The 19,827-nt window shown below is 64.4% G+C and carries 15 protein-coding genes and 4 tRNA genes; 6 read left to right on the top strand and 13 right to left on the bottom strand.

Going from position 1 to position 19,827, the window contains the following annotated elements; translation table 11 throughout:
• Positions 1-550 precede the first annotated feature (550 nt).
• From ACK5NW_RS06155 to ACK5NW_RS06145, 3 genes are all read left to right on the top strand, one after another.
• Complete coding sequence (locus ACK5NW_RS06155; RefSeq protein ID WP_416926117.1) at positions 551-3,064, top strand: peptidoglycan-binding protein; 2,514 nt, start codon at positions 551-553, stop codon at positions 3,062-3,064.
• 157 nt (positions 3,065-3,221) lie between these two features.
• Positions 3,222-4,277, top strand: a complete 1,056-nt coding sequence (locus tag ACK5NW_RS06150; protein ID WP_416926115.1) for a peptidoglycan-binding protein — start codon at positions 3,222-3,224, stop codon at positions 4,275-4,277.
• Positions 4,278-4,384: 107 nt separating this feature from the next.
• Positions 4,385-4,843 carry a Crp/Fnr family transcriptional regulator gene (locus tag ACK5NW_RS06145; protein WP_416926113.1) on the top strand — a complete coding sequence of 153 codons (459 nt, stop codon included), beginning with the start codon at positions 4,385-4,387 and terminating at the stop codon, positions 4,841-4,843.
• A gap of 718 nt (positions 4,844-5,561) precedes the next feature.
• Here ACK5NW_RS06145 and ACK5NW_RS06140 read toward each other — a convergent pair.
• A complete protein-coding gene (locus ACK5NW_RS06140) occupies positions 5,562-6,989 on the bottom strand; it encodes an FAD-binding oxidoreductase (RefSeq protein ID WP_416926111.1) in 1,428 nt (475 codons plus the stop codon).
• 129 nt (positions 6,990-7,118) lie between these two features.
• The gene (locus ACK5NW_RS06135; RefSeq protein WP_416926109.1) at positions 7,119-11,354 is read right to left on the bottom strand and encodes an Eco57I restriction-modification methylase domain-containing protein; all 4,236 of its coding nucleotides are present in this window, start codon (positions 11,352-11,354) and stop codon (positions 7,119-7,121) included.
• A 90-nt stretch (positions 11,355-11,444) separates the two neighbouring features.
• Here ACK5NW_RS06135 and aroE point away from each other — a divergent pair, with 90 nt between their 5' ends.
• The 3 genes from aroE to ACK5NW_RS06120 all read left to right on the top strand — a co-directional run bounded on the left by aroE (position 11,445) and on the right by ACK5NW_RS06120 (position 13,393).
• A complete protein-coding gene (aroE, locus tag ACK5NW_RS06130) occupies positions 11,445-12,290 on the top strand; it encodes a shikimate dehydrogenase (RefSeq protein WP_416926107.1) in 846 nt (281 codons plus the stop codon).
• A 63-nt stretch (positions 12,291-12,353) separates the two neighbouring features.
• Positions 12,354-12,809, top strand: a complete 456-nt coding sequence (aroQ, locus tag ACK5NW_RS06125; RefSeq protein ID WP_416926106.1) for a type II 3-dehydroquinate dehydratase — start codon at positions 12,354-12,356, stop codon at positions 12,807-12,809.
• 5 nt (positions 12,810-12,814) lie between these two features.
• Entirely contained in the window at positions 12,815-13,393 is a 579-nt protein-coding gene (locus ACK5NW_RS06120) for a cob(I)yrinic acid a,c-diamide adenosyltransferase (RefSeq protein ID WP_416926104.1), read from the top strand.
• A 40-nt stretch (positions 13,394-13,433) separates the two neighbouring features.
• Here the strand turns inward: ACK5NW_RS06120 and ACK5NW_RS06115 are convergent, their stop codons facing one another.
• From ACK5NW_RS06115 to ACK5NW_RS06065, 11 genes are all read right to left on the bottom strand, one after another.
• Entirely contained in the window at positions 13,434-13,724 is a 291-nt protein-coding gene (locus tag ACK5NW_RS06115) for a DUF2218 domain-containing protein (RefSeq protein WP_416926102.1), read from the bottom strand.
• Positions 13,725-13,785: 61 nt separating this feature from the next.
• Positions 13,786-14,601, bottom strand: coding sequence for a nucleotidyltransferase domain-containing protein (locus ACK5NW_RS06110; protein WP_416926100.1), 816 nt, complete (start codon positions 14,599-14,601; stop codon positions 13,786-13,788).
• The gene (locus ACK5NW_RS06105; RefSeq protein ID WP_416926098.1) at positions 14,598-15,566 is read right to left on the bottom strand and encodes a zinc-ribbon domain-containing protein; all 969 of its coding nucleotides are present in this window, start codon (positions 15,564-15,566) and stop codon (positions 14,598-14,600) included. Before ACK5NW_RS06105 ends, ACK5NW_RS06110 begins: the two co-directional genes overlap by 4 nt.
• Positions 15,567-15,570: 4 nt before the next feature.
• Entirely contained in the window at positions 15,571-16,788 is a 1,218-nt protein-coding gene (locus ACK5NW_RS06100) for an RtcB family protein (protein WP_416926096.1), read from the bottom strand.
• A 159-nt stretch (positions 16,789-16,947) separates the two neighbouring features.
• Positions 16,948-18,087, bottom strand: a complete 1,140-nt coding sequence (locus tag ACK5NW_RS06095) for a slipin family protein (RefSeq protein WP_416926094.1) — start codon at positions 18,085-18,087, stop codon at positions 16,948-16,950.
• Between the two features lie 323 nt (positions 18,088-18,410).
• Positions 18,411-18,484 (bottom strand) — tRNA-Met (locus tag ACK5NW_RS06090).
• 212 nt (positions 18,485-18,696) lie between these two features.
• Positions 18,697-19,272, bottom strand: a complete 576-nt coding sequence (locus tag ACK5NW_RS06085) for an HNH endonuclease (protein ID WP_416926092.1) — start codon at positions 19,270-19,272, stop codon at positions 18,697-18,699.
• Between the two features lie 39 nt (positions 19,273-19,311).
• Positions 19,312-19,385: transfer RNA gene (locus ACK5NW_RS06080), tRNA-OTHER, on the bottom strand.
• Between the two features lie 13 nt (positions 19,386-19,398).
• Positions 19,399-19,473 (bottom strand) — tRNA-His (locus ACK5NW_RS06075).
• A gap of 11 nt (positions 19,474-19,484) precedes the next feature.
• Positions 19,485-19,664 (bottom strand): hypothetical protein, encoded by a 180-nt coding sequence (locus ACK5NW_RS06070; protein WP_416926090.1) that lies wholly within the window; start codon positions 19,662-19,664, stop codon positions 19,485-19,487.
• A gap of 34 nt (positions 19,665-19,698) precedes the next feature.
• Positions 19,699-19,775 (bottom strand) — tRNA-Arg (locus tag ACK5NW_RS06065).
• Positions 19,776-19,827 lie beyond the last annotated feature (52 nt).

Here is a 19,827-nt window from a genome sequence, read left to right as displayed (position 1 = left end):
ACATAAAAACGCGTCTTTGCCGCCATGGCGGCGTTGCAAATCCTCGCGGTAGCTACGGCTATCGCTGCGGTTTGCGCCTTGCCATGACAACAAATCCATCATTTTTATAAGTGCCATCAAGCATCGACCACTACACTAGAAAAAGCAGTTGACCGCTTGTGATCTTCAAGAATGCCGCATAAACCTCTTGGGTGATGTCGCTACACGTTCGCCAGCACCACGCCCGATGCGACATGCGGCGTTGCTCGTCCTTGCAGGCACGAGCCTGCGGCGTCCTCGCGTCTTGCCTGGCGCATCGGGCGCGACACTAGCGAACGTGTTCAACTGCTTTTTCTAGGCTGAATGACTGCAACAGCCCCGCACAACGCCGCCCGTGCGCTGCGCCGTGGTCTGTTCACGATGAGGCCGACAAATTCAAGCACTTTGTTGTGTTTGCAACGCAAATGCGCGTCAAATCAGTTAATAAACGCTCACCAGCCGTTACTATTTAAGGCCCGAGGCCAGTATGCAGGCCCGTATTCGTGTGTGTTTGGCGCAGAGGAAGTGCAACATGAAGTCGTCTATCAAGAACGTTCAACGTCCGTTCAAACGTGTGGCCCTGCTGGGCAGTGGCCTGGTTCTGGCCAGCGCCGCCCAGGCGGGCATGGTGACCGATGTCTACGGCAACGTCGGCTACGACACCGCCGCTGAGTGCGACGCCGCGGTGCAAGGCGGCATCGCGCGGTTTTACCAGCCCGTCACTACCCGCAAGCCCACGCGCCAAAAAGGCGAAGCCCGCGTGCGCACCGTCCGCCTGAGCGAGCTGGCCACAGCCACCGCGCAAGCGGCTGGCTTGCGCTATCAGGCGGCTGATTACACCCGCGGCGCGTGCGATCTGGGCATCCGCCACGTGCGTGGTCGCCCCGACATCACGCCCGAGCTGGTGGGCAAATGGGTACCCTTCAGCCCCGACATGCCGCTCAACCTGTACAGCGACGCCGCAGGCCAGCCGGTGCGCGCCACCATGGCGCAGTGCGACAACGGCTTTTCCGGCAACCTGCCGCGCCCCGTGCCCCCAGCACCTGCGGTGGCCCAGCAAGACGATCCGCCCGCACCTGAGGCCCTGCCCAACCAGTGTTTCGCCAACATCCTGACGCCCGCGCGCTTTGAAACCCGCAGCGAACAGGTGCTGGTACAACCGGCCACCCGACGCGAAGAAGTCGTGCCCGCCACCTACAAAACCGTGACCGAACAAGTGATGGTGCAGCCCGAAGTACACCGCCAGGTGCCTGTGCCGCCCGAGTTGGGCATTGCCACCGAGCAAGTGGTGGTGCGCCCCGCAGGCACGCGCGACGAACCCGTGGCCCCCACCTTCACCGCCAGCACCGAACAGGTGGTTACCAAAGAAGCCACCACCCGCCCCGAAATCACCCCGCCGGTGTACAAAAAAGTGCGCGAACGCGTGGTCGACGTGCCAGAGCACACCATCCAGCGCGTGGTACCTGCGGTTTACAAGGAAGTGGAAGAAACAGTGGAAGTGCGCCCCGCCACCACCCGCACCGAAACCATCGAACCCACCTACCGCACCGAAGTCGAGCGCGTGCTGGTGCGCCCCGAGGTGCTGCGCTACGTCAAGATCAACCTGCCCATGAAACCCGTGGCCGAAAAGCGCCTGCGCACCGCCGCCACCACCCGCATCGAGCAACTGCCGCCCATCACCAAAACCGTGATCGAGCCGGTGGAAGTGCGCCCGGCCACCGTGCGCAAAGTGGAAGTGCCCGCTGCCTACGAAATCGTCACCGAACAAGTCAAAGTGCGTGAAGCCTACCGCGAATGGCGCCGTGGCCGCGCCTGGGTGGGGCAGGCGATCGAGGTCGTGCCGATGCGCGGCTTTGTGGTCGACCCCACGGGCGAGTTCAAGGGCTTCAAGGTCGCCGACCGCAGCCTGGTACCTGCCGCCACTGGCGGTATCTCACGTGGCGTGGTCGATACCGGCATGGTCGCTTCCAACAACGCCCAGCTTGAAGACGACGTGATGTGCCTGGTGGAAGTGCCCGCGCAATACCAGAGCGTGACGCGCCAGGTGCTCAAGGCCCCGGCCACCACCAGCGACGTGGCCGTACCGGCTGAATACAAAAACGTCACCAAACAAGTGGTGGTGCGCGAAGGCATCACGCGCGCCGTGCCAGTGCCGGCCGAGTACCACAACATTTACCGTCAGGAGGTCGACTTTGAGCGCGCCCGCGCGCTGGGCTACAAGTTCGACACCCATGGCGAACTGGTGGCCACCCCCAGCGGCGAGCGCGTGGTGCGCGCAGCCAGCGTGACCGGGCGTCACCTGGTGCAGATCGACGCCGCCATCGCCCCCGACGCCTGGGTGCGCGAAGTACGCGTGCCCGCCGAATACCGCGACATCAACCGTTACGTGCCTGAAACCGCCGCCGACGTGCGCGTGGTCAACGAGCTGGCCGCCTACCGCACCATCAAGCGCCGGGTAGAAGTAGAGCCTGCCCGCACCGAGGCAGTGACCATTCCCGCCACCTACAAAACCATCACCAAGCAGGTGCTGGTGCAGCCAGAGGCCGTGCGCGACGTGGCCGTGGCCGCCGAAACCCAGGCCGTGACCAGCTACACGCTGGACCAGCCCGCCAGCCTGCGCAAAGTGGATGTGCCCGCCATGGTGCAAACGCTGGAGCGCCCCATCGTCACCCGCGAAGCCAGCGTGCGCGACGAAGTCGTGCCCGCCGTCTACCGCACCGAAACCCGCCAGGCGCTCGACCAGCCCGCCAGCACCCGCTGGGTGGACGTACCCGCCGTGTACGAAACCATCACCTGGCAGGTCAAGGTGTCTGAGCCGAGCGAAGAAAAACGCGAAGTCATGTGCGAAACCAACACCGCACCCGGCAAGATCCGCGAAGTGCAGCGCGCCCTCAAGTCCGTCGGCTTTGACCCCGGCGCTGAAGATGGCGTGCTGGCCCAGACCACACTGGCCGCCGTGGCCCAATACCAGCAAGCGCGCGGCCTGCCCGTGCACGGCTATCTCGACGTGGAAACCGTGCGCGCGCTGGGTGTGGCCCCGAATTAGGGTCTGCCAACACTTTTTCCCGGCTCGCAATTTCCTTGCCTTGTGCAGACATCGGCGATGCTCCCGGTTACATATAGAATGTTGAATTTTTCACAATAACCACTGGCGATATCGCGGCTTAGCCGCCGCGTCGCATCTTTTTCATGGGAGTCATTGAATGCTGAGAACCACCACGACTGCGCTGACGGTCGCTGCAACCACCTTGCTGCTGGTCGGTTGCGAAACCACCAACATGAAGATGGGCAGCCAGGATGCCAAAACCGTGGCCACCGGCTCAGCCGCTGGTTCCGCCACCTCAGGTGAGAGCAGCGCGCTCGAAAAATGCGCCTCGCCCCTGGGCACCATATCGCTCGTCGAGAACCAGAACGCCGGCTGGTACAGCATACTGCGAAATGAATACAAGCTGCCGCCCACCTCCAATCTGCTGCGCCTGCTGGTCCAGCAATCCAACTGCTTCGTGGTGGTCGAGCGCGGCGCGGCCGGCATGCGCGCCATGAGCCGCGAGCGCGACTTGATGCAGTCCGGCGAAATGCGCGGCGGCAGCAACTTCGGCAAAGGACAGATGGTGGCCTCTGACTACGGCATGTCGCCCGAAATCATCTTCAGCGACAACAACACCGGTGCCACCATTGCATCACTGGGCGGATTGATCGGCGGCGGCGCAGCCCGGGCACTGACCAGGATCGGCGGCAGCATGCGCACGCGCGAAGCCAGCGCCATGCTGACCCTGGTCGACAACCGCTCCGGCGTGCAGGTGTCGGCATCGGAAGGCAGCGCCTCCAAAACTGATCTGGATATCCTGGCCAGCTTGAGCGGCTCGCGCATCGGCGGCTCCCTGGGCAGCTACCAGAGCACGCCGCAGGGCAAGGTGATCGCCGCCGCTTTCATGGACGCCTACAACCAGATGGTGCGCAGCCTGCGCAACTACCGCACGCAAAGGGTGCAAGGCCAGGGCCTGGGCGGTGGTGGCCGTCTGGGCGTGGATGGTGCCGCCGCCCCGTCGCGCACCAATGTCCCAGGCCAAGGCGGCACCGTCATGTCTTTGAGCGAAGCGCAGCAACACTTGAACAACATGGGCTACAACGTCGGCACGCCAGACGGTGCCATGGGCCCGCGCACGGCGGCCGGCCTGCGCGATTTCCAGCGCGCCAGCGGACTCAGAGCCACAGGTCGGCTTGACAACGCCACCATGGACGCCTTGGCAAACCATTAAGCTTGGGGGTTTGTGCAGAGAGGCCCTTTCGGGCCTGCCGTCATGGCTGCAACAAGCGCTCAGAAATCGTGGCTGATTGGCCGTTGTGGCTGTAATTAAAGAGCGTTGTGAGCACCCCACCCAGCAGCAACCCCCACTTCGATCGGCTGCAACACATGCCGCTGTTTGGCGGCTTGAACGAAGCCGCACTCACCGTGTTGTTGGCCCATTCCCACGAGGTGCAGCGGTCTGCCGATGCTCTGTTTTTCAGCGAGGGCGAGCGTGGCGATTCGCTGTATGTGCTGAACATGGGCGAGGTGATGCTGACCAAAAACTCCGATACCGGCCCAGTCACGCTCACGCGCCTGGCCCCAGGCGATTGTTTTGGCGAAATGGCCGTGATCGACTTTTCTCCCCGCAGCGCCACCGCGCGTGCCGTCACCGAATCCAGCGCGCTGGAAGTGTCCATGGACGGCTTGTTGGCGTTGTACCGCTCGGACGTCGAGCAGTTCGCGCTGATCCAGATGAACATGGCGCGCGAACTCAGTCGCCGTCTGCGCAAGCTGGGTGACCGGTTGAGAGGTTGATACCAAGACAAGCACATGGCGCATGCAAGAAGCTGCGCTATACGGCAATATCCACTTACTGGGCAATCAGCACGGCAAACTGGTCACGAAACGGTGTCGGCTTGAACGGATGGTCAGCCTCGCAACTACCTGCGCGCCGTTACAAAAAGAGCGATCGCTAGTAAGACTTCGACAAGGACTGCGGAAAGTATGCCGACGCTTGCATGGCCTGTGACCAGCTCCCAAGTCCCGAGGAGTGCCAGAACAATACAACCGAGTGCAAATCCATATGACAAAGCAAGGCGGCTACTAGAAAACTCTGAGCCGCGAACCATGTAGGACATGACGCCTATGGCGAGGAACAAGGCGGCTCCGCGCCGCGCTACAAGCCCAACCGGATATGAATACTGAACGCCCCAAAGCGACAACAACAGATCGGGGGCAAATAACCAAGTGGCCGCCAGCGCGAAACAGAGCGTCGCTGTGAACATGGCGGTTGTGCGGAAGCTGAGTGGCATCTGTAGATATGTAGGGGCTAATTTTATTTCCAGATCAATAGTGAACGCGAAGGCGAAGCGCAGACAATACTGACACGTACAGCAAGCTGAGCCGACAAAGCGCACTGTTGATCTGGAAATGGAATAACACGAGTTCCAGCGTGCCGTGCTCAGCATCGGTTGGGCTGATGCGGTATCAAAGAAACGGGGCTGTGCTTGTTCAGTAGTCGGTGCACCAGTCGTCACAGCGCAAACACTTTGCCCGGATTCATGATGTTCAGCGGATCCAGCGCCTGCTTGAGGGTGCGCATCATCGCCACCGCGCCTTCGCCCGCCTCGTCCACCAAAAAACCCATCTTGTGCAGCCCCACGCCGTGCTCGCCGCTGCACGTGCCTTGCATGGCGATGGCGCGCGCCACCAGTTGGTGGTTCAGCGCTTCGGCCGTGGCACGCTCTTGGGCGCTGTCAGGGTCGATCAGGTAGCCAAAGTGAAAGTTGCCGTCGCCCACGTGGCCGACCAGAAAGTAGGTCAAACCACTGGCGTCGGCCTCAGTCACCGAATCCAGCAGGCAGTCGGCCAGGCGCGAGATAGGCACGCAGGTATCGGTTGAGATCGCGCGACAGCCCGGACGGCTTTGTACGGCCGCAAAGTAAGCGTTGTGCCGCGCCGTCCACAGGCGCGTGCGTTCCTCGGGCGTGTCGGCCCACTGAAAGTCTGCCCCCTGGTGCTCACGGGCGATGTCCTGCACGGTTTCGGCCTGCTCTTTCACGCTGGCGGGCGAGCCGTGGAACTCCATCAGCAGCATGTGGCCCTCGTGCAGGCTCAGCTCGGCATGGCGGTTGACCATGGCCACGGTTTTGGCGTCGATCAGCTCCACCCGCGCAATCGGCACGCCAAGCTGAATGGTCTGGATCACCGTGTTCACCGCATCGGCAATGGTGTCAAAGGTGCAAATGGCCGCCGACACCGCCTCCGGCAGCGGGTAGATGCGCAGCGTGACCTGCGTGATGACGCCCAGCGTGCCTTCGCTGCCCACAAACAGGCGCGTCAGGTCATAGCCGGCACTGCTTTTTCTGGCCCGCGTGCCAGTGCGGATGACCTCGCCCTGCGCGGTCACCACCTCCAGCGCCAGCACGTTTTCGCGCATGGTGCCGTAACGCACGGCGTTGGTGCCGCTGGCGCGCGTGGCCGCCATGCCGCCCAGGCTGGCGTCGGCGCCGGGGTCGATGGGAAAAAACAGCCCCGTGCTTTTGATCTGCTCGTTCAGTTGCTTGCGCGTCACCCCCGGCTGCACCGTCACCGTCAAATCTTCGGCGTTGACGGCCAGCACCTGGTTCATGCGCGACACATCCAGGCTGATGCCCCCTTGCACCGCCAGCAAATGCCCTTCCAGCGACGAGCCGACGCCGTACGGAATCACCGGCACCCGGTATTCGGCGCACAGCCTGACGGCGTCGGCCACGTCGAGCGTGCTTTCGGCAAACACCACAGCCTCGGGCGGCGGCACGGTGGTAAAGGCCGATTCATCGCGCCCGTGCTGTTCGCGTACCGCCTGTGCGGTAGACAGTTGCGCACCAAACCGCTTTTGCAGCGCCGCCAGCAGCGCAGGCGGGGCAGGGCGGGGTTTGAGGTCGGGCTGTGCGTGGCGGGTTTGAGTGGGCGCGTTCATGGCGGTCGTCTCCTGGCTGGCGCGGGCAAAGGCGCAGTGTACGCCTTGAGGGGCTATTTTTAGCTATTTAATTAATAGCTGTCTGCACTTGATGGACAAGCACAACAGGCACTTTTCGTTCAAAACCAGTCAGCCCAGCAACGCCCGCCAGCGCAGCACGTCTTCACGGGTGCGAAAGCGGCCAAAGGCGCGTTCGTCCTGCTCGCGCACGATCGGGAACTGGCCCAGCACGTAGTCGGCGTCGCCCTCATTCAGGCCGTAGAGCCAGAAGAACAGCGCGTCCAACGCGGCCAGACGTTCGCGGCGTGCTTCGTCGTCCCAGATGATGGGCGGCAATACCTCGTCTTGATCGTCCACATAGCCCAGATCGCGCGCGAACGGCGCCAGGTCGTGCGCGGTATAGCTCAGCGCCAGCACCTGCGGCAGCACGAAGTCCGCCACGGTGGGCTGCGGGTGGTGGCCGTTCATTAGCGCGGCCTGGCGGGCGGCAGCGGCGAATTTGGCGGGCAGGAGTTGGTCGAAGGCGGTGGGGGCGATGACGGGGAGTTGTTCAAGAATGAACAAATTGATGGTTTGTCCTTGCAGCTTTTGGCGCAGAACGAAATCAAATGCAAAGCAGTTGAAAGTCGCAGCCAACAACCCCACGACGCGCGCCGCCGCCTGAGCATCCAAGCCCTGAGGGATCAACAGCGGTAGCTTGTTGCCAAAACCCACGGCAGGCATAAGTGCAGCGATCATCGTGCGCGCGTTGGTCGGGGCCGTGATTTCCTTGAAGCCAAAAGCCCAGCCGTATGGATTGGCTGTGATCTCGTCCGTATTGACCGCAAATTGGGGGTGCGGATAGCGATTCGGCGCTGTCTTTGTTGCGCTGGTCAGCGTTTCAGGCTGCGCCGCACGGTGCAAATTGTCAGCATGCACCACCACGTCCGCCGCCCGGTGGTCGTACATCTGCACCATCTTGCCTTCGTACAGCGGCAGCGCCTCCTGCGCGCCCTTGCGCCACCGATTCAGCGGCGCGCGCTGCCAGCCATCTGCGGCGAGTTCCTCGGGCTTGAGGAACTTGGCCGAGTCGTTGGTCATGTCGAACATGCGCAGGTACTTCACCGGCCAGGCGCGCTGCTCGCCTTGCGGGCTGTGCCGCACCAGCACCGGGTGGCGGGCGTACAGCCCCAAGGTGATGTCGGCGTCGCGCCGGTGGCGGAAGATGGGGGCGGCACCGGTGTTGGGGTTGACGCGGGCAAAGTCCTCGGCCGTCAGCAGCAGGGTGCGCTCGGGTTGCGCGTCCAACTCATCCAGGCTGTGCAAAAAGAAGGCGCAGCGCGTTTGCGCAAAGCGCCGCTGGGGGCCGCCGAACAGCAGCACGCAGAATTTGAAGCTGGCGTGCACGTCGGGGAAGAACACTTTGCGGTTCTCAAAATCAAACAGCGCGCCCAGCCGCCCGTGGCTGCTCAGGCTGCTGAAGAACGGCGCGGCCCCTTTGTCAGCCGCAATGCCGCTGGGGGTGACCAGGGTAACCATGCCGTCGGGCGCGGCCAGGGTCTGCGCGCGCTCGACGAACAGGCTGTAGAGGTTGACGTCGCCGCCGCCCAGCAGCGGGTAGTCGTCGCTGCCGAACTTGCCTTTGCCAACCACGCGGGCCTGGGTTTCGGCGCGCTCGGCGGCTTGTTCATACGCCTGCCACAGCGGCGCGTTCTTTTGTTGCAGCGCGGCGATCAGGGCCTTGCGGTCGGCCGCGCGCGGCTGGGCGGCGATGGCGCGGTCGCGCTCGGCCAGCCATTCCACCTGTTGCAGCTTGATGCGATCCCACGGCGGGTTGCCCAGCACCACGTCAAAACCGCCGCGGCTGCCGTCGCCAAACACGGTGGGAAAGCTGGTCCACCAGTGAAAAAACGTTTCGCGCGCGGCCAGTGCGCGGGCTTCGGCCATGAGCTGGTTGGCGGCCTGCGTGGCGGCGTCTTTGCCCGGCAAGGTGCCTTGGTGCAGCACCGTCATCAGGTTGACCTGCGGGTCGAGCAGGCGCGCCAGTGCGGCTTGCCTTTCGGGCTGGTTTTTCAGCAGCTTGCCCAGTTGCGCGGGCTTGGCCACGGGCCAGCCGGGGATCAGCCAGCGCAGCGCGCGCCAGAAGTCCAGCACGGCGTGGATGGGGGCCAGTTGGGCCTCGGCCTCTTGCGCCAGTTGCTGCGACTGGTGCACTTCGCCCATGTCGGCGTCGGTCAAATCAGCCACCTGGCCTATGGCTTGCGCGGCCAGCTTCAGGCGTTGCAGCTCGCCTTGCTGGAACAGCATGCCGAGCTGGTGCAGGCCGCGCTCGACGGTGTCGAAGCGCTCGCCGTGCAGGCTGTCGCCGGTTTTGAGGTGGTGGTCGAGAAACGACAGCGGCGCGCCCACGGTGAAGGTGTGCAGCCACAGCGCGGTCTTGGCCAGCTCCACGGCCATGGGGTTCTTGTCGACGCCGAAGATGGTTTTCTTCAGGATCATGCGGCGCACGATGTGGCGGTCGTCCAGTTGCGCGTCGGCCACGGCCCAGCCGTGCGCGGCGGCGTTCTTCTTGATGCCTTGGCGAATGTGGGCAATGCGGCCCAGCAGCGGGCTTTGCCAGGGCCTGTTTTGCTCCACCAGATGCGCCGACCAGGCTTGCGCGGCCACGTGCTGGCCGGCGGCGTTGACGGCCTCCAGCACCTGGTCGGCCAGATAGTCCACCAGCGTGACCAGAAAGTGGCCGCTGCCCATGGCGGGGTCGCAAATTTTCAGCTCCAGCAGGGCGCTGGCGGGGTCTAGCCGGTCCAGCGCGTCCCAGTCGCCGGGGTTGAGCGCGGCTTTTTTGGCCCACTTGGCGCAGCGGGCCTCAAAGTCGGCCATCTTCTCTTTGGCCAGCAGGCCGACCGATTCGCGCAGCACCAGCCGCACCAGGTCGTCGTGGGTGTAGTAGCTGCCGGAGACCTTGCGCGCAAAGCTGGCGGGCTGGGCCACCAGACGGTTGATTTCGGGCTTGTCCTTGTAGTCGTCCTTGGCCTGCACCTCGTGAATGAGCGCGTATTCGAGCAGGCGCTCGTAAATGCCCCCCAGGTGCGAGACGGACAAATCTCGATAATTAATCCAGCCTTTGAGAAGGTCTTCGGTGCGCCGAGACAAGGCGTCGATGATGGGCGCCATTACCTTGTCGGGCACCTTGGTGCGGCCCAGCAGCGGCGAGCGGCCCCAGTGGAACAGGCCGCCGTTGTAGGCCGGCATGCCAATGGTGTCGTCGCCCTCGTCGATGAGCTGGAACACGCCTTGCAGCACCAGCCAGATGTTGGTCATGGTGCCGGAGAAGGCACCGCCAGCGTCCACGCGGTCGCACACTTGCTCACGAATGCGGCGCAGGCTGTATGCGGCGTAGCGCGCGTCGCGCACGGGCAGCAGGTTGCGGTCTTCGGCGTAGAAGAGGAACAGCAGGCGGTACAGCAGCACCAGCGCGGCTTCGCGCACTTCGTCCAGGTACGCGGGGGTGAACTGCGGGCGGGTGAACTGGCCGTAGCCGATGCTGTGGGTTTGCGCCTGCAAATCGGCCCGGGCCAGGGCGTCGGCCAGTTGGGCAAAGATGTCGTCAAACACGCGCTGGCCCAAATCCTGCGCCACTTTTTCTTCGTACAGGCGCGCCTCGTTGCGCGCATAGGCGTGCAGGCTGCGGCCTGCGGTGTCCCAGGCTTGCGGCAAGAAGGCGCTGCGCGAGAAAAACAGCGCAAACAGGCGCAGCGCGTGGTCGGCCTCAGGATCGTCGAACTCACCTTGCACACCGGGCACGCCCAGGGCCAGCGCGAGGTTGATCTCAAAAAACTCTTCAGCGCGCGAGCGCGCGTCTTGCCAATAAAGCCGCCACACCGCACCGTTGGTCAGCACGCCCCATTTGACGCGCCGGTCACTCACCACGTCGGCGCGGCTCAGGTAGCGCAGCATTTGCGATGAGGGCGCGTCGGGGTCTTGGGGCTCGGATGGGTCGCCCCGGTCAAGCGGGCGCAGCCAGCGCTTGGCCTCCAGCAGGGCGATGCCGTGGCGCAGGCGCTGATCGTCCTTGAGCGGCAGCGCCTGCGCCTTGTCGGCGGCGCTGGCGAACAGCAGCAGATCGGGCACGTCTTCGCGCCGCTTGCCCGAGAGGTTGACCTGCGGCAGGGTGTCATCGCCCCAACCCAGCGCGGCCAGCACGGGCCAGATCAGCTCGGACTCGGTCTGCGCTTCGTTCAGCGGGGTGGCGGCGTCGCGCCCGGCAAAAATGGCGCTCAGTTGCTCACGCAAGGCGGCTGCGTCGGCATCAGCCAGGGCGGCCCACGCGGGCGTTTCGCAAACGCCGCGCAGCAAAAAGTCCTGAGTGAAAAGTTGGCCTTGCATGCGGTGCAGTGTAAGCGGCGAGGGTGCCCCATGCGCGGCGCTACAGTCGGCGTTTGATCACACCCTCGCGCCCTGTTGCCGCCTACCACCATGCCTGATCGCTACGCCGTCATCGGCCACCCCATCGCCCACAGCCAGTCACCGCTGATCCACAGTTTGTTCGCGCAAGCCGCAGGGCAGGACATGACTTACGAGGCCATTGATGGCGGGGCCGATCCGGATGGGTTTGAGCGCGCGGTGGCGGCGTTTCGCGCCGCAGGCGGACGCGGGATGAACGTGACGCTGCCTTTCAAGCTGGCTGCGCTGGCCGCGTCGACGCAAGCCAGCGCCGATGCGCGTCTGGCGGGTGCAGCCAACGCACTGCGCTTTCTGGCAGATGGGCGCATCGAGGCGCAAAACTTCGACGGCGTGGGCCTGGTGCGCGACATCACGCACAACCTGGGCGTGCCGCTGACCGGGCGGCGCGTGCTGCTGCTGGGCGCAGGCGGGGCCACGCGCGGGGCGCTGCTGCCGCTGGCGCGGGCGGGGGCGGCGCACATCGCCATCGCCAACCGCACGGCGGCCAAGGCCCAGGCACTGGCGCAAGAATTGGCCCCGCACCTGCCGATGGGTTGCGCGCTGCACGGCAGCGGATTGGATGCGCTGCACGAACAGCCGGAGTTTGACGTGGTGATCAACGCCACCTCAGCCAGCCTGAGCGGCCAGGCCCCGGCCGTGCCACCCAGCGCTTATGCCGCCCAAGCACTGGCGTATGACATGGTGTACGGCAAAGGGCTGACGCCGTTTTTGCGCGCTGCGCAGGCCGCTGGTGCCACCCGCGTGGCCGACGGCGTGGGCATGCTGGTGGAACAAGCCGCCGAGGCCTTTGCCTGGTGGCGCGGCGTGCGGCCCGACACCGGCGCGGTGCTGGCGCGGCTGACAGTGCCGCTGGTGTGACGGCATGCGGCTTGGGACAGATGCCAATCTAAGGTGTAATCACCCCCATGAAAGGACACGCCCATGAAAGTTCTTGTTCTGCACGGCATCAACCTCAACATGTTCGGCCTGCGCGATGCGGCGCAATATGGCACGGCCACGCTGGCCGACATTGACGCGGCCATCCAGCACCTGGCCAAAGAGCTGGGCGTGGTGGCCGAGTCTTTTCAGACCAACCACGAAGGCGCGATGTGCGAGCGCATTCACCAGGCGCTGCGCGATCAGGTGGATGGCGTGGTGATCAACGCGGGCGCGTGGACGCACACCAGCGTGGCGATTCGGGACGCGTTGGCGATTTTGAAGTGCCCGATTGTGGAAGTGCACATGTCCAACATCCACGCACGCGAAGCGTTTCGGCACCACTCTTGCATCGCCGATATCGCGCGCGGGCAAATTTGCGGCTTTGGCGTCGATTCCTACCTGCTGGGGCTGCGGGCGCTGCTGGGGCAGATGCAGGCTGCTGCTGCCAAGGCGGGCTGAAGGCCATGGGCAAGCGTCTGACGCAAATCGCCACCCGCACCGGCGACGACGGCACCACCGGCTTAGGCGATAACACACGCGTCTCAAAAGCCAGCGCCCGTCCGCAAGCCATGGGCGACGTGGATGAGCTGAACAGCCACATCGGTCTGCTGTTGTGCGACAACCTGCCCGCCGACGTGCGCGAGCTGCTGATCGACGTGCAGCACCAGTTGTTCAACTTGGGGGGCGAGCTGTCGATCCCTGGTTTTGAACTGCTCAAAAGCGACGCGCTGGCGCAACTGGACGCCGCGCTGGCGCAATACAACGCGCAGTTGCCCAAGTTGCAGGAGTTCATCCTGCCCGCTGGCACGCGGGCTGCCGCGCAGGCCCACGTGTGCCGTACCGTGGCGCGCCGCGCCGAGCGCGCTGTGGTGGCGCTGGGCGCGCAAGAAGGGGCGGACAAACTGCGCCCCGCGCCGCGCCAGTACCTCAACCGCCTGTCAGATCTGCTGTTCGTGCTGGCGCGCGTACTCAACCGCCACCGACCCGATGGCAGCACGGGCGACGACGTGTACTGGAAAAGCGAGCGGCTGGCGCGTCAATAAGGCGCTTGCTCTTCAGTGCGCCACGGCCGATTCGGCCAACTCAGGCCACTTCGGTTTGCCAATGCCACGCGTAGGTCTCGTCCCGCGCCATGCGCTGCGCGTGGTCGGCCACCACCTGTTGCAGCCGGGCCAAATCGGCATCGGGCTGGGCCTCTAATCGAATGCTCAACTGCCCCTGACCTGCGGTCAGCAGGCACAGGGCCGAAGGCAGCTCGATGCGGCCCTGGGCATCGTCGTACTGCACGGCGAACTTGTGGCCCCAGTGCTTGCACAGCCGCAAGATGATGCGCGCGGGTTCAACGGTGGTGATGGTGGCAGTGCTGATTTGCATTTTCTAATTCCTGATGAAGTGGCTGATGGCGCTTCAGCGCGTGCAAAAGGTGGCTGGGGATTCAGGAGTGCGCCAGTACAGACCGGCATAAAAAGTCGTCCAACACCTGCTGATCGCCACTGGGCGCTGGACTGCTTTCAGGCGGCGCATGCTGGTTCAATTCAGCTTCTATGAATGCCTGCAAACCGGGCCAGCGTGGGCTGGTGGTGGCCTCGCCTGCGCGCATTTTGACATCCAGCAACGCCCGAATATCGGCCAGCAGCGCCTGGTCGCGCTGCGCATCCAGCGTGGCGGCCACCAGATCGGCAAACACCATCGGCGGCACGCTGGCGTGCTGCACAATCCAGCGCGCGGCCAGCAATGGACGCAGCGCGTACAGGTATTTCTTGTAACGCACCTGCTCGCCTTGCAAGTGTTCACGGTATGTCTTGCGCGCCATGCTGGCGTAGTGGTGCCACGCGCGCACAGGCGAGAAAAACTGGCGCGCCAAATCGTTCAAACCCGCCAGCGCCACCGCATCACGGCGGTATACGATGGGCGAGCGCAACCATTCCAGCAGCGTCGGGTTGGATACTTGCAGCAAGCCCAATGCCTTGCGCAAGTCCCAGCCGTTGACGTCGAGCACGTCGTCAATGGGCAACTCGATCACGTCGCGCCCCGTGCGCACCGTCAGGTACCACGGCAAGCGATGGGCGTAGATAAAGCGCACGTCGTAGTCGCTGTCGGGCGACGCAAAGCCCCAGCCCCGGCTGCCGGATTCGCAGGCGAACAGCACCGTCACGTCGTGCTGTGCCTCGATGTTTGCCAGCGAAGCCATGATGCGTTGGCGCTCGGCCGGGCCGACCGGGTGGGCGAAGGGGATGGCGGAGGTGGTCATGCAGTTCTTTCTTTTCTGGCGCGATCTTGCACCCAACGCCATTGCCATTGCAGCGTTTTGGCCGCCAGCTCACCGATGACCAGCGAAGCCATGTAATGCTGGGCCAAGCTGGGCCACGATGGGCTGCCGAAGTCCGCCGCACTGAGAATTTTCAGCAACGTTGTCGCCTGCGGAACATCGGTGTGCGCCGCCCGTCGCAGCCCGGGCGCGTTCATCGCTTGCAGCAACATCTCTTGCGGCAGTTGGCGAACGATGAGCGAATCCACCGCACATTCGCCCGAAGACAAAAACCAATCCAGCACCCAGCCCAGGTCGGCATCACGCAGATTCAATGCAATGCCCTTGGCGGCCGCCTTGGCGGCAGATCGTGGCCACTGGTTGTAATTTCCCCCGGCGTCTTCAACCCAGCGCTTCAAACGCGCCAGATCCTGCGGGTCACGGTGCGCGCCCCACCACTGTCCGACGACACCGACGGCCGTCACGCGAATGCCCTGCCACTTGCTGTCCAACGCGGCATCGAGTTCGACGCGCAGGCCCGCATCGGGCATCAAGCGTGCCAACGCATGCAAGCGGTCGGTTTGTACCGATAGCCACTGCTTTTGACTGGCATCCTTGCGTGCACGGCGGCAAGCCCGACATTCCATGGCGGTACTGTAGACAGATCCGCCTGCCACCTCATACCACCAGCGTTGCTGTTTTGCTGTCCACAACGCTTGCGCGCCGCATTGTCGGCAGACAAACGCCTTGTCGACGTAGGCGGCAGGCAAGGCGTCAAACTCGCTGTTATGCAAGCGCAACGCGGCCTGATTGGCCGCCACCACCGACAGTCCGGCTCGTGTCGCTTCGCCTTGCAGCGCATCGCCAAACCGAACGTCGCTGTCGGGTGCCCATCGCTCTTGCATGCGCTGCGCCCGCTCCAGACGTCGCGCCTTGATTTCGGCGCGCCTGGCTTTGTTGCTTTTCACGGTGCTACCCCTTCACGCACACCACCTGCTTCAAGGTGTGCACCACGTCCACCAGCTCGCGCTGGGCGGCCATGACGGCGTCGATGTCCTTGTAGGCGGCGGGCGTTTCGTCGATCACGCCATCGTCTTTGCGGCATTCAACACCTTTGGTGGCGGCGCGGTGCTGCTCCAGCGTGAAGCGGCGCTTGGCCTCAGTGCGGCTGTACACGCGCCCCGCGCCGTGCGAGCAACTGTGGAACGAATCAGGGTGCCCCTTGCCGCGCACGATATAGCTGCGCGCGCCCATGCTGCCGGGGATGATGCCCAACTGCCCCGCCTTGGCGCTCACCGCGCCCTTGCGGGTGACGTAGACCTGCTCGCCAAAGTGCGTCTCCTGCTGCACGTAGTTGTGGTGACAGTTGACGGCTTCGACGTGGCTTTCAAAAGGCTTGGCAATCACCGTGCGCACCGCGTCGATGACGCGCTGCATCATCAACTCGCGGTTGGTGGCGGCAAAGCGCTGCGCCCAGCCGACGGCGCGCACGTAATCACCAAAGTAGCGCGCGCCTTCTTCAAAGTAAGCCAGGTCGCGGTCGGGCAGGTTGGCGTTGTGGCGCAGCGCGTCCTGCTTGGCCAGTTCGATGAACATCGAACCAATGGCGTTGCCCACCCCGCGCGAGCCAGAGTGCAGCATGAACCACACGGCCCCTGCTTCGTCCAGGCAAACCTCGATGAAGTGGTTGCCGGTGCCCAGCGTGCCCAGGTGGCTGCGGTTGTTGGTCTTGGTCAGCTTGGGGTAGTCGCTGCACAGGGCGGTAAATTCCGGCTCCAGCGCGGCCCACGCCGTGTCTACGGCGTCAGGAATTTGGCCCCAGGCACCCGGATCGCGTGCGCCCGGTTTGCGCCCGTGCGGCACGGCGCGTTCGATGGCCGCGCGCAGTGGCTCCAGGTTGTCGGGCAGGTCTTGGGCGCGCAGCGTGGTCTTGGCGGCCATCATGCCGCAGCCAATGTCCACGCCCACGGCCGCCGGAATGATGGCGCGGCGCGTGGGGATAACCGAGCCGACGGTGGCCCCAATGCCCACGTGCACGTCCGGCATGGCCGCCACGTGTTTGAACACGATGGGCAGGCGTGCGGCGTTGCTCAGTTGATTGACCGCACCCTCGTCCACTGGCACGCCGCGTGTCCACATTTTCAGCGGCACGCCGCCGGGGATGTCTTGATGAATGTGATTCGGTTCCATGATGGCATTCTCCAATTTCTTTTTTGTCAGTAAGTGCTTTGCCAACAGCCTTGGCCATCCTTCAGATGGCCGCAGAGCAGGCCGTGCCAGCAGCAGCCGTCGCCGGAGTCACCCCGGCCACAGGCTGCGTCCCCTTGAGGGGAAGACGCCGCAGGCGGCTCAGGGGTGGCGTAATTTCACCAACCCGTCGAGCACCTGGTCCAGACCCCCGACCACGGAGATCTTGTCGATGCGCTCGGCCACGCGTTCCAGCGTTTCGAGCTCTTTCATGCGCAGCGCCAGTGGCGAGCCTTCCATCACCTTGGCGGTGTTGAGCAGCGAGCGCGTGGCGGCCGTTTCTTCGCGGCGGCGGATGACGTTGGCCTGGGCAGCCTTTTCGGCTTCCACCACCTGCGCCAGCAGCGCCTTCATGTCGCCGGGCAACACGATGTCCTTGACACCGACGCTGTCCAGCAGCAGGCCAAAGGCGGCCAGCTTGGCACGCGCATGTTCAGTCACCACCTCGTCGATGACGGACTTGTTTTCCAGCAACTCGTCCAGCGTGCGCGTGCCGACGGCGGCGCGCAGGCCGAACTGCAGCTCGCGGTACAAATGTTCCGCGGGCTTTTGCAACTGGGTAAACGCCGTCAGCACATCGGTGTAGCGCCAGGTGGCGGCCAGGTTCAGGCGCAGGGCCACCTTGTCGCGGGTGAGGATTTCCTGGCCGCTCACCTCCTGCGTTTGCAGGCGCAAGTCCACCAGGTCCACCGCCACCGTGCGGCCGAACTTCCAGAACGCGTGGTTGCCGGCGGGCAGCACGCGGGCGAGCTTGCCGTCCAGCCACAGCACGCCCGCGCCATGCTCGGGCACCTGCACTTGCAGCACACCTTCCAGGCCCTTGACGGCGCGTTGGCGCAGCTGGGTCTGGGTCAAGCGCTGTGTCAACGCGGCGGGCAGCTCGGCCTGGGCTGCCACGTCGACCACATCCACACGCAGCGCGCGCAGGCCCTGCCAGTAGAGGCGGCGGGTGGCGGGCGGCAACACTTCAACCAGCACGCCGTCTTCAAAGCGCAGACCGGCCTGGGCTTCGCCCAGTTCGACACGCACGAAGTCGCGCGCCACCACCTCGGGTTCTTTGGCCATCAGGTAGTCGGCCAATGGGTGGTTGAAGGCGGGCGACTCCAGCGCAAAGGTTTCCACGCGCAGGCGGTCAAAACCGCCCCACAGGGCATAACGGCCCGGTTGCAACACGCGATCGAAATCGCCATTGCGCAGCAGCAGGCCGCGTTCGTTCTTCTTCACAGTGACACGCTTGAACATGATGTTTCTCCTTGTTTTACGTTGATGCGTGTTGAAAAAATGGTGCCGTTACAGGGATGGCGGCGGGCCATGCGTGGTGCGGGCGAGGGGCCTGGCGGGCCGCATGGACACCGGCTGCACGTTGCACGCACAGCTTGAAATCCATGCTGGCTGACCAAGCCCCTGCGCCTCTCACCGAGCGCCTGGCGCAAAGCCGCCACCGCTGACGGCGGCACCGGCACCAGCAGCAAGCTTTGCAGCACCGGGCCAGGCCCGACGCTGCATATCAAGCAACCAATGCCGACGCACACCGCGTTCGGCGGGTGGTCTTTCGACCAAGGTGTTGTATGGAACAGGATTCGAACCTGCGACCGACGAATGATGAGTTCGCTGCTCTACCCGATTGAGCTATCCATTCAGGGCGATTCCGGGGTTGAGTCCGGGGCGCAAAGGCGCTTGCCTTTGGCCATCGCTTATCCGCTGCTTGCCCAGTGGTGCGGCATACGCGGCCACCACCGGCTTGAATGCCGGGCACCGCGCACCGGCGGGGCCAGCGTTGCCGCCAAACCCCTGACCTGTGAGCATTCCACTGGCTTGCAACAGATTCGTTGACGCGTTGGCACTGCAGTGTCAGTGCAAACGCGAATTCCTGGGCAGCCGTGCGGCCAGCCACTCATGCACGTCGGCCCGGATGCGCCGGCCTTCGAGCAAAAAGCATTCGAAACGGCTGGGCACGTAAGGCAGGTACAGCAGTGGCATGCCCGCTTGTTCCGGCGTGCGGTTGGCCTTGCGGCCGTTGCACGCGGCGCATGCCGTGACCAGGTTCATCCAGTGCCAGCCGCCGCCGCGCGAGGCGGGCACGATGTGCTCGCACTGCAAGTCGCGCTCGGCCAACACCTGGCCACAGTAAGCGCAGGTGTGGCGGTCGCGGCGCAGCAGTTTAGGTTTGTTGACCGCAGGCACCACGTCAAACAGGTTGATGCGTGCGCTGCCGCTCAGGGCCACGATGGGCGGCACCTCGATCACCGAAGGCCGACCCAGTGGCACGTTGAAGCCACCACGCAGCACCGCCAGCGGCCCACTGCCCTCGCACCAGGCCACGGCACCGACGGCCACATGCGTGGCGGCCTGTTCGAGCGAAATCCACGCCTGCGGCGTGCCCTGGATGTCGAGTTGCAGCACTTGGCTGTAGGGTTGATGCGTCATGGCGGCCTCCTTTCATACGGCCTTGGGGTCAATAAGTGTTGGTACGCGCTCAGGGAATCGAACCCCGACCTTCCGATTGGGACGGACGCTCTAACCTACTGAGCTGAACGCGCGTGGAATTCAAATTGGGGTGTCCAGCCGGATTCGAACCGGCGACCTGCGGGATCACAACCCGTTGCGCTGCCACTGCGCCATGAACACCATGGTGGAAGTCACCACTCGCCCAAACGACGCACCCGCTCATCAGGCGGCAGCGCTGTGAAGTCGGGGCGCGGCAGGGCGTGGCCCCGCCACGCACGGCGGGTGGTGGTCAGCACGCGCCACGCCCGTTGCGAGTACGTGCGAACAAATACGGGTTGTGCCGCTGGTGCGGCGTGCACTGGTTTGCGCATGCTGTTTTCTCCTTATGGTTGAACGTTGAAAATGTGGTGCCTCGCGCAGGACTCGAACCTGCAACCCCCAGCTTCGTAGGCCGGTGCGCTGATCCATTGCGCCAGCGAGGCAAAAAAGACGCCCCCTGTCTGCCTGACCCCTGCTGCGCGGGGTCAGCCGACT

Origin of the sequence: Ottowia sp. (genome assembly GCF_047975795.1) — a bacterium.
Classification (GTDB): domain Bacteria; phylum Pseudomonadota; class Gammaproteobacteria; order Burkholderiales; family Burkholderiaceae_C; genus Ottowia.
Note: the sequence above shows the minus strand (reverse complement) of the source record. Positions and strands in the feature narration are given on the sequence as shown.

Bases quoted from the DNA above. Each gene is read 5' to 3' on its own strand.
- ACK5NW_RS06095 (WP_416926094.1), bottom strand. From the start codon at position 18,087: ATGTTCAAGCGTGTCACTGTGAAGAAGAACGAACGCGGCCTGCTGCTG.
- ACK5NW_RS06085 (WP_416926092.1), bottom strand. From the start codon at position 19,272: ATGACGCATCAACCCTACAGCCAAGTGCTGCAACTCGACATCCAGGGC.
- ACK5NW_RS06150 (WP_416926115.1), top strand. From the start codon at position 3,222: ATGCTGAGAACCACCACGACTGCGCTGACGGTCGCTGCAACCACCTTG.
- ACK5NW_RS06155 (WP_416926117.1), top strand. From the start codon at position 551: ATGAAGTCGTCTATCAAGAACGTTCAACGTCCGTTCAAACGTGTGGCC.
- ACK5NW_RS06115 (WP_416926102.1), bottom strand. From the start codon at position 13,724: ATGCAAATCAGCACTGCCACCATCACCACCGTTGAACCCGCGCGCATC.
- ACK5NW_RS06110 (WP_416926100.1), bottom strand. From the start codon at position 14,601: ATGACCACCTCCGCCATCCCCTTCGCCCACCCGGTCGGCCCGGCCGAG.
- aroQ (WP_416926106.1), top strand. From the start codon at position 12,354: ATGAAAGTTCTTGTTCTGCACGGCATCAACCTCAACATGTTCGGCCTG.
- ACK5NW_RS06100 (WP_416926096.1), bottom strand. From the start codon at position 16,788: ATGGAACCGAATCACATTCATCAAGACATCCCCGGCGGCGTGCCGCTG.
- ACK5NW_RS06140 (WP_416926111.1), bottom strand. From the start codon at position 6,989: ATGAACGCGCCCACTCAAACCCGCCACGCACAGCCCGACCTCAAACCC.
- ACK5NW_RS06070 (WP_416926090.1), bottom strand. From the start codon at position 19,664: ATGCGCAAACCAGTGCACGCCGCACCAGCGGCACAACCCGTATTTGTT.
- ACK5NW_RS06135 (WP_416926109.1), bottom strand. From the start codon at position 11,354: ATGCAAGGCCAACTTTTCACTCAGGACTTTTTGCTGCGCGGCGTTTGC.
- aroE (WP_416926107.1), top strand. From the start codon at position 11,445: ATGCCTGATCGCTACGCCGTCATCGGCCACCCCATCGCCCACAGCCAG.
- ACK5NW_RS06120 (WP_416926104.1), top strand. From the start codon at position 12,815: ATGGGCAAGCGTCTGACGCAAATCGCCACCCGCACCGGCGACGACGGC.